This is a genomic window from Streptomyces sp. NPDC085927 (genome assembly GCF_044540975.1).
GTDB classification, from domain to species: Bacteria; Actinomycetota; Actinomycetes; order Streptomycetales; family Streptomycetaceae; genus Streptomyces; species Streptomyces hirsutus.
This window is the reverse complement of the sequence record NZ_JBITSN010000038.1, coordinates 1-8,428: the sequence shown is the minus strand read 5'-3', so window position 1 is coordinate 8,428 and position 8,428 is coordinate 1. Positions and strand designations below refer to the sequence as shown.

Annotated in this window: 7 protein-coding genes and 1 pseudogene; 2 read left to right on the top strand and 6 right to left on the bottom strand. The window is 71.8% G+C overall.

Annotation, left to right across the window (positions count from 1 at the left end):
* Window positions 1-162: 162 nt before the first annotated feature.
* Entirely contained in the window at window positions 163-2,460 is a 2,298-nt protein-coding gene (locus ACIF80_RS37350; protein ID WP_399813463.1) for an MMPL family transporter, read from the bottom strand.
* Window positions 2,461-2,785: 325 nt separating this feature from the next.
* Here ACIF80_RS37350 and ACIF80_RS37345 point away from each other — a divergent pair, with 325 nt between their 5' ends.
* Together ACIF80_RS37345 and ACIF80_RS37340 are read left to right on the top strand one after the other, a co-directional pair.
* Window positions 2,786-3,355, top strand: a complete 570-nt coding sequence (locus ACIF80_RS37345; RefSeq protein WP_399813460.1) for a DUF1697 domain-containing protein — start codon at window positions 2,786-2,788, stop codon at window positions 3,353-3,355.
* A complete protein-coding gene (locus tag ACIF80_RS37340; RefSeq protein WP_399813457.1) occupies window positions 3,348-3,728 on the top strand; it encodes a DUF4440 domain-containing protein in 381 nt (126 codons plus the stop codon). The genes ACIF80_RS37345 and ACIF80_RS37340 overlap by 8 nt, the downstream gene beginning before the upstream one ends.
* Window positions 3,729-3,750: 22 nt before the next feature.
* On the opposite strand, the gene ACIF80_RS37335 is transcribed toward ACIF80_RS37340, so the two are convergent.
* The 5 genes and pseudogenes from ACIF80_RS37335 to ACIF80_RS37315 form a co-directional block, all read right to left on the bottom strand.
* The gene (locus tag ACIF80_RS37335) at window positions 3,751-4,488 is read right to left on the bottom strand and encodes a sirohydrochlorin chelatase (RefSeq protein ID WP_399813454.1); all 738 of its coding nucleotides are present in this window, start codon (window positions 4,486-4,488) and stop codon (window positions 3,751-3,753) included.
* A 7-nt stretch (window positions 4,489-4,495) separates the two neighbouring features.
* Complete coding sequence (locus ACIF80_RS37330; RefSeq protein WP_399813451.1) at window positions 4,496-5,401, bottom strand: ABC transporter permease; 906 nt, start codon at window positions 5,399-5,401, stop codon at window positions 4,496-4,498.
* Window positions 5,388-6,176, bottom strand: coding sequence for an ABC transporter ATP-binding protein (locus ACIF80_RS37325; RefSeq protein ID WP_399813448.1), 789 nt, complete (start codon window positions 6,174-6,176; stop codon window positions 5,388-5,390). Before ACIF80_RS37325 ends, ACIF80_RS37330 begins: the two co-directional genes overlap by 14 nt.
* A gap of 39 nt (window positions 6,177-6,215) precedes the next feature.
* Window positions 6,216-7,322, bottom strand: coding sequence for an aliphatic sulfonate ABC transporter substrate-binding protein (locus tag ACIF80_RS37320; protein ID WP_399813445.1), 1,107 nt, complete (start codon window positions 7,320-7,322; stop codon window positions 6,216-6,218).
* A 317-nt stretch (window positions 7,323-7,639) separates the two neighbouring features.
* Window positions 7,640-8,428, bottom strand: a pseudogene (locus tag ACIF80_RS37315) (hypothetical protein); the annotation flags it as partial.

Genomic DNA, 8,428 nt, shown 5'->3' with positions numbered 1-8,428 from the left:
ACGGTTCCAGCTTCGGGCCCCGACGAGGGACTGACGCACCAGCAGTAGAAGTCACGCAACTACTAACGATCAACTACTGGCGCAGGACACTAGGGCCTGAACCGGGAAGGGGCACGGCCGGAATGCCGTGCCCCTTCCCCCGCTCCCGGCGCGGTCACGGGGTCAGACCCGCACCCGCTCGCCCTCGTCCGCGCCGTGGTCCGTGCCCGTTCCCCGGCCCGGGCCCTGGTCCACGCCCCCCTTCGCCACCGGCGCGCCCGCCCCCGCCGGCGACTCGTCGTGGGTCAGGTCGGGCAGCCGGTGCAGCCACTTCGGCAGGTACCAGTTGCGCTCGCCGAGCAGCGCCATCACCGCCGGGAGCAGCACGCCCCGGATGATCGTCGCGTCGATCAGCACCGCCGCCGCCAGACCCACGCCCATCTGCTTCATGGACTGCATGGACAGCGTCCCGAAGATCCCGAACACGGCGACCATGATGACCGCGGCGCTGGTGATGACACCCGCCGTGGTGACCACACCGTGCTGGATCGCGTCCCGCGTCGTACGGCCCCGCAGACGGGCCTCGCGGATCCGGGAGACCACGAACACGTGGTAGTCCATCGACAGGCCGAACAGGATGACGAAGAGGAACAGCGGCAGCCAGGTGATGATCGCGCCGACCCCCTCGGCGCCCACCAGCGACGCGCCCCAGCCGTGCTGGAAGACGGCCACCAGGATGCCGTAGGCCGCGCCCACCGACAGCAGGTTGAGCACGATCGAGGTGATCGCGATCGTCAGCGAGCGGAACGACAGCAGCATCAGCAGGAAGGCGAAGACCACCACGAAGACGAAGACCGGGACCACCGAGGCGACCAGCTGGTCGTTGAAGTCCTCGGAACCCGCGACCTGCCCGGTGACCGGCGCCTCGAGGCCGTCCACCGTGCCCAGCGTGGCGGGCCGCACCTCGTCGCGCAGCGTGCGCAGGCTCTCGGCCGCCCTGTCCTGGTCGGACCCGCCCACCAGCGGCACGTACACGAAGGCGACGTTCAGTCCCTCGTGCACCTTCGTCTCGACCGGGCCGCGCGAGGCACCCGAACTCACCGCCTGCTCACGGAAGTCGGCCAGCGCGGCCCGTACCTGCGGGGAGTCGATGTCGTCCGCCTTCACGACCACCTCGGCCGGCTCCGCGCCGCCCGGGAACGCCTCGTTGACCCGGTTGTACGTCTGCACGATGGGCAGCGAGTCCCCGAACTCCTGGTCCAGCGTGAGGTTCTGGGTCTTCATGCCGACCGCGGGAGCGGCCACCGCCAGCAGCGCGCCGGTCGCCACCGCGGCGGCGAGCAGCGGCCTGGCGAGCACGCGGCGCAGTACGGCCGTCCAGATCCGGCTGTCGTTGCCGCTGCCCGAGGTGCGCCGGCGCAGGAACGGCAGCCGGCCCTTCTCGACCCGCTCGCCCAGCAGCGACAGCAGTGCGGGCAGCACGGTCACGGAGCCCACCATGGCGACCGCCACGACCATCAGCGAGGCCAGGCCCATCGCCTCGAACTCGGCGAGCCCGGTGAACAGCATGCCCGCCATGGCCACGCAGACCGTCACACCGGAGACGACGATCGCCCGGCCACTGGTCGCGGCGGCGATCCGCAGCGCCGTCTGCGGGTCGTGGCCGGCGGCCCGCTCCTCGCGCTCGCGGCGCAGGTAGAACAGGCAGTAGTCGACGCCCACGGCCAGACCGACCAGCAGCATCACGGAGTTGGCGGTCTCGCTCATCGGCTGCAGATGGCTGACCAGGCCCATCAGGCCCATCGTCGCCATGATCGCGGTGACCGCCAGCGCCACCGGCAGCAGTGCCGCCACCAGCGCGCCGAAGGCGATCAGCAGGATGCCGAGGGCCACCGGGACCGCCGAGTACTCGGCCTTCTTGAAGTCGTCGCCGAACGCGTCGTCGAACGTCTTCATCATGCTGGCGCCGCCGATCTCCTCGATCCGCAGCGCGTCGTGGTCCTTCTGGACCTCCTCCACGGCCTTCAGCACCGGCTCGACGCGCCGGCCGGCGGTGTCGGAGTCGCCGCGCATGGCGAACTGGACCAGCGCGCTGCGCCCGTCCTTCGAGATCGTGTCGCTCTCGTAGGGGGTGGTCACCTCCGTGACCTCACCGGTCCTCTCGACCGCCGCGACGACCGCGGTGACCGCGGCGCGGAACTCGTCGTCCGTGGCCGTCAGTCCGTCGTCCTTGGCCTGCACCAGTACGGTCTCACCGGCCGGCTCCTCGATCCCGGCGTCCTCGACGATCCGGGCGGCGGTCTGCGTCTCTCCCTTGAGCTGGTCGCTGTCGCCGACGTCGACCCGGCCGGCCGCCGAACCGAGGCCCATCGCCAGCACCACGAACAGCGCCCAGATACCGACGGCCGCCCATCGGTGCCGGGCGCTCCAGCCGCCGGCACGGGCGGCGAAGCCCCTTACCCGCGCATCTCCGTTCCTCATGACGGGCTCGCTCCCTCGTGCACGACAGCGACCTGTGCCGCCGCCTTCCACGTTCGAAGGTAGGGGCCGGACAAGACCGTCTCGTCGTGCTGACCGGTGAAGCTCCGGGCGCGGAACTCATCCCCTCGGACTTCGCCCCCTCCCCACTGGGGAGGAGGGGACCCCTACATCTACCGGGGGTCCCCGGGTGCGTGATCGGGGTCCCGGGCGCGGGGCGGCCGTCACGATGTCCGCGCTGCCGTGATGCCCGCCCTGCCGCGCTCCGCGCGGACACGGCCGCCGTGCCCATCCCCACGGCGCACGACGGCCGTCCTATCGTGTGCGGATGGCGACGACATACGCGGCACTGCTGCGCGGCATCAACGTGGGCGGCAGCAGAAAGGTCCCCATGGCCGAACTCCGCACCCTGCTGGAGAGCCTCGGCCACGACGCCGTGCGCACCCATCTCCAGAGCGGCCAGGCCGTGTTCACCACCGGGAGCGACGGGCCGGGCGGGGGGAAAGCGGACGAGGACGCCCTGGCCGCCGAACTCGCCGCCGCCGTCGAGCGGCACTTCGGCTTCGCCGTCGACGTGATCGTGCGCGACCACGCCTATCTGCGGGCGATCGTCGACGACTGCCCGTTCCCGGCCGCCGAGTTGGAGCCCAAACAGCTCCACGTCACCTACTTCTCCACCGCCGTCGACGCCGACCGCTTCGCGGACGTCGACCGGGCCGCCCATCTGCCCGAGGAGTTCCGCCTCGGTGACCGCGCCCTGTACCTGTACGCCCCGGACGGCCTGGGCCGCTCCAAGCTCGCCGAGCGCCTGGCCAGGCCCCGGACCACCAGGGGCGTCATCGCCACCACCCGCAACTGGAACACCGTCGTCAAGCTCGTGGAGCTCACCCGTGACTGACCCGTACGCCGCCGACGCCGCCATCGAAGCCGAACTGAGACTGCTGGACCCCGAGGTGCGCCGCTCGCCCCAACGCGTAGGGGAGCTGCTGCACCCGGAGTTCGTGGAGATCGGCGCGTCCGGACGGGTCTGGGACCGCGACGCGATCATCGCCCTGCTCGCCGGCGAACGCGATGCGGGGAACCCCACCGGCACCGTCTCCCGGATGAAGGCCGTGCAGCTCGCGCCCGACACCGTCCATCTCACCTTCGACACGGACCACAACGGCCGGCGCGCCCACCGCAGCTCCCTGTGGCGCCGCACCGGCCGGGACTGGCTGCTCTACTTCCACCAGGGGACGCTGTACGACTCGAACACGGTGACCGGCGGCTGACGCCCACCGCCACCCCGGGGCCTCAGGCCCCCACGGCAGCCTGCACCGGCACCCGTGCCGCGTCGTACCGCTCCAGCAGCACCCGCGCCACCTCCGGCGCCGGACCGAGGACGTCCGCCAGGACGTCCGCCCGGGCCGCGCCCCGTGCGATGCGGTCCGGGAGGAACCCCGGGGCCAGCACGTACGGGGCCACGGCGACGCGCTCGCAGCCGAGGGCGAGCAGTTCGCTTACCGCGTCCTCGGTGCGGGGCAGGGATGCGGAGGCGAACGCAGGCCGCACGGCGCACCAACCGGTGTGCCGCCACTCCCGCGCGATTGCTGCGATCACTGCGATCGCCTCCGGGTCGGAGGACCCCGCCGAGGCCAGGACGACCCCGGTCGAGGACTTGTCGGCGGGCGTGAGGCCCGCCTCGTACAGCCGCCGCTCCAGCGCGGCGAGGAGCAGGGGCGACGGGCCCAGAACGTCCGCCTGACGGATGCGCAGCCGCGGATCCGCGTCCGCGAGGACCGCCGGGATGTCCGCCTTGGCGTGGAAGGCGCGGGTCAGCAGCAGCGGGAGGGCCACCACGTCCCGCACGCCCTCCGTCGCGAGGGAGTCCAGCACCCCCGGTACGGAGGGGATGTTGAAGTCGAGGAAGCCGGTTTCCACGCGCAGTTCCGGCCGCAGCGACCGCACCCGCCGCACCAGGGCATGCACGGTCGCCGCGTGCCGCGGGTCGCGGCTGCCGTGGGCGATGACGAGAAGAACCGGACGGTGCATGATCGGATCAGTCCTTCACCAGCAGGCCACGGCTGCGCAGCACCCACCGCTCCAGCGGACTGAAGATCAGCAGGTCGATGGCGATACCGACGGTCAGGATCAGCAGGATCGCTTCGAACACCATGGCCATGTCGCTCGCGTTGCGCCCGTTCTCCAGCAGCTGCCCGAGACCGATGCCGAGGTCGGGGAACGACGCGATGATCTCCGCGGCCATCAGTGAGCGCCAGGAGAACGCCCAGCCCTGCTTCAGACCCGCCACATAGCCGGGCAGCGCGGCCGGCAGCACGATGTGCCAGGTGCCCTTCAGCCCCGTCGCGCCCAGCGTGCGGCCGGCCCGCAGGAACAGCGGCGGCACCTGATCGACGCCGGAGACCAGGCCGTTGGCGATGGAGGGAACCGCACCGAGCAGGATCACCGCGTACATCATCTGGTTGTTCAGGCCCAGCCAGATCACGGCCGGCGGCACCCACGCCACCGACGGCAGGGACTGCAGTCCGGACAGGATCGGGCCGATCGCCGCGCGCACGAACCTCACCCGCGACACCAGCAGCCCCAGCGGCGTACCGATCAGCAGCGCGAAGAAGAAGCCGAGCAGACCGCGCGAGACGCTGGTCCAGATGTAGCCGAGCAGCTCGCCCTCGAGCCACGCGTCCCGCACCACGCTCCACACGGCGCCCGGCGAGGGCAGCTTGGTCGGATCGTCGACGATCCTGAAGGAGACCAGCGCCTGCCACACGGCCAGCACCAGGGCGATGGCGAGGACGGGCGGCAGGATCTTCTGGACGAAGGTCTGGCGCCACGGCCTGCGGGCCTGCTGCCTCGTCTCCAGCGCGTCGAGCCCCGCCTCGAGACCGGCGAGGTCGTTCACGTCCTTCGCGGTCGCGTCCTTCGCGGTCGTGTCAGTGCTGGCCATGTCGGCGGATCTCCCCACGGAGTTCTTCGGTGATCTCGACGGACAGTTCCGCGACCGCGGTGTCCTCGATACGGCGCGGGTGCTCGATGTCCACCGTCCACTCGCGGGCGATCCGGCCCGGCCTCGACGACAGCAGCACCACCCGCTGCGCGAGCCGGACGGCCTCGCGCACGTTGTGCGTGACGAACAGGACGGAGACCCGGGTCTCGCGCCAGATCCGGGTCAGCTCGTCGTGCAGCACGTCCCGGGTGATGGCGTCCAGCGCCGCGAACGGCTCGTCCATCAGCAGCAGCTTGCTCTCCTGGGCCAGCGCGCGGGCCAGCGCGACCCGCTGGCGCATACCACCGGACAGCTCGTGCACCCGCTTGCCGTGGGCACCCCCCAGCCGGACCAGCTCCAGCAGCTCCTCGGCCCGGCCGCGCCGCTCGGCCTTCGGCACGCCCCGCAGCTTCAGGGCGAGTTCGATGTTCTTGCCCGCCGTCAGCCACGGGAACAGCGCGTGCTCCTGGAACATCAGCGCCGGGCGGCCGTCCGTGCTGATCGCGCCGGCGCTGGGCGCGTCGAGGCCGGCGACCAGGTTGAGCAGCGTGGACTTGCCGCAGCCCGAGGCACCCAGCAGGGTGACGAACTCGCCGGGTGCGACATCGAGCGTGATGTCGTCCAGTACGAGCTGCTGCCCGGCCGGGCCCGCGAACGACTTCGAGACATGCTCGATCCGGGCGGCATGGGTGGCCGCCTCGATGCCGTCGGCGGCCTTGGCGAGGGTCGTGGCCATGGTCGTCACCTCCTGGGACGTTTCTTCGGGGTTCCGGGGTCAGCCGGCGCCGAGACCGGCGTCGTCGACGGCGGGTGCGTCCTCGGCCGTGAGGACCTTGTTGAGGGGCTCGAGGTCGTAGATGCCGTTCAGGTCGGGCCGCTCGAGCAGGCCCGCGTTCACGGCGTGCTCCGCCTGGGTGCGGAGGGTGGCGGCCAGCGGGTCGTCGGTGAACCGGATCGACTTCCACGCCGGGTCCAGTACGCCGGCGGGCAGTGCCTTGCCGGAGTCGGCCGCCAGCTGCTCGTTGGCGGCGGCCTTCGCCTCGTCCGGGTGTTCGTTGATCCACCGGTTGGTGGAGACCGACGCCTCGAGCACCGCCTCGACGGCCTTCGGGTGCTTCTCCAGGAACTCCTGGCGCACGACCAGGTTGGTGATGACGAACTGCTCGTCCGGCCACAGGGAGGCCTCGTCCAGCAGGACCTTCCCGCCCTCGGCGACCAGCTTCGACGCGGTGGGCTCCGGCACCCACGCGCCGTCGACCGACCCGGCCGCGAAGGCGTCCGGGGTGACCTTGTTGTCGCTGCGGACGACCGTGACGTCGCCCCTGCCGCTCTGCGCGTCGACCGTCCAGCCCTGCTCGGCGGCCCAGTTGAGGAACGCCACGTCCTGCGTGTTGCCGAGCTGCGGTGTCGCGATCCGCTTGCCCTCGACGTCCTCCAGGGACTTCACCCGGTCCGGGTTCACCACCAGCTTCACCCCGCCGGACGCCGAACCGCCGATGATCCGCAGGTTCCCGCCCCGCGACTTCGCCCAGCCGTTCACCGCCGGCGACGGTCCGATCCAGGCGATGTCGATGGAACCGGAGTTGAGCGCCTCGATCGCGGACGGCCCCGCGTTGAACACCGCGTACCGCGCCTCGGTCGCGCCGAGCTCCTTCTGGAAGAAGCCCTTCTGCTTGCCGACCAGCGCGGTCCCGTGGGTCAGATTGCCGAAGTGGCCGATCCTCACCGCGTCGAGACCGTCGGTCTTCCGCGCCCCGGCCGCGATGTCGGCGCCGGCGCTCTCCTCGGCCCGGGAGCCGTAGCCGCACCCCGCCAGGGCGAGCAGGACCAGCGCGGTCGTCACGGCGAACGCGCGGCGCGGTGCGGCGGGGGTGGCAGGCACGGGAGGCGTTCCTCTCGGGGGCCCGGCGGTCACGTACTCAGCTGGTCGTGGCCGGGGGATCGGCGGGTTTTCGGCGGTGGCGGCACGGGACCGGGACACGCGAACGGTACGCGCGTCCCCGGTGCGCCGGGAGCGTCACGCACATCGCGCGACCCCGCCCTGCCCTCCCCCGAACTCCGTTCGGGGGGACCCCCACCCCAAACGCCCGCCGCCGATCCGGCCGCCCTCCTTGGCGAAGGTGGCGAAGACGTCGAGGGGACGCGCCGCAGGCAGTCCCGTCGTCGTCACCGGCGGTCCGGGCGCAGGGAGTTCCATGGTCAGAAGTCCCATCCGTCGTCCCCGGCCGCGTCCTTGACCGGGTCCGGCGTGGCGAAGGACTCGCCGGCCATGCCCGCGGTGAGCGTGGTGCCGTCGTTCGGGTCGATCAGGATGAACGAACCGGTGCGCCGCGAGTCCGCGTACGAGTCGGCCGGCAACGGCTCGGCGGTACGGATCTTCACCCGGCCGATGTCGTTGGCGACGAGCGTGCCGGGGTGCGGGTGCAGCGACAGGTCGTCCAGCGTCAGCCGGGCCGGAATGTCCTTCACGATCGCCTTGACCGTCCGGGTGCCGTGCTTGAGCAGCACCCGGTGGCCGACCGTCAGCGGCTGGTCGGCGACATGGCAGACGGTGGCCTCGACGTCCTGCGTGGTGGCGGGCGCGTCCTTGCTCGGGACGAGCAGGTCGCCGCGGGAGATGTCGATGTCGTCCGCCAGCAGCAGCGTCACCGACTGCGGCGTCCAGGCTGCCTCGACGGGTGTGCCCAGCAGGTCGATCCCGGTGATCGTCGTGGTCCGGCCGGACGGCAGCACGGTCACCTCGTCACCCGTACGGAACGTGCCCGCGGCGATCTGGCCGGCGTACCCCCGGTAGTCGGGGTGCTCGGCGCTCTGCGGGCGGATCACGTACTGCACCGGCAGCCGGGCGTGGCAGTGCGCCAGGTCGTGGCTGACCGGCACCGTCTCCAGGTGCTCCAGTACGGTCGGGCCGCCGTACCAGTCCATGTGCGGGGAGGGTTCCACGACGTTGTCGCCGGTGAGGGCCGAGATCGGGATCGCGGTGATCTG

Coding starts and splice junctions, on each gene's coding strand:
- ACIF80_RS37350 (WP_399813463.1), bottom strand. CDS start 2,460: ATGAGGAACGGAGATGCGCGGGTAAGGGGCTTCGCCGCCCGTGCCGGC.
- ACIF80_RS37345 (WP_399813460.1), top strand. CDS start 2,786: ATGGCGACGACATACGCGGCACTGCTGCGCGGCATCAACGTGGGCGGC.
- ACIF80_RS37335 (WP_399813454.1), bottom strand. CDS start 4,488: ATGCACCGTCCGGTTCTTCTCGTCATCGCCCACGGCAGCCGCGACCCG.
- ACIF80_RS37330 (WP_399813451.1), bottom strand. CDS start 5,401: ATGGCCAGCACTGACACGACCGCGAAGGACGCGACCGCGAAGGACGTG.
- ACIF80_RS37325 (WP_399813448.1), bottom strand. CDS start 6,176: ATGGCCACGACCCTCGCCAAGGCCGCCGACGGCATCGAGGCGGCCACC.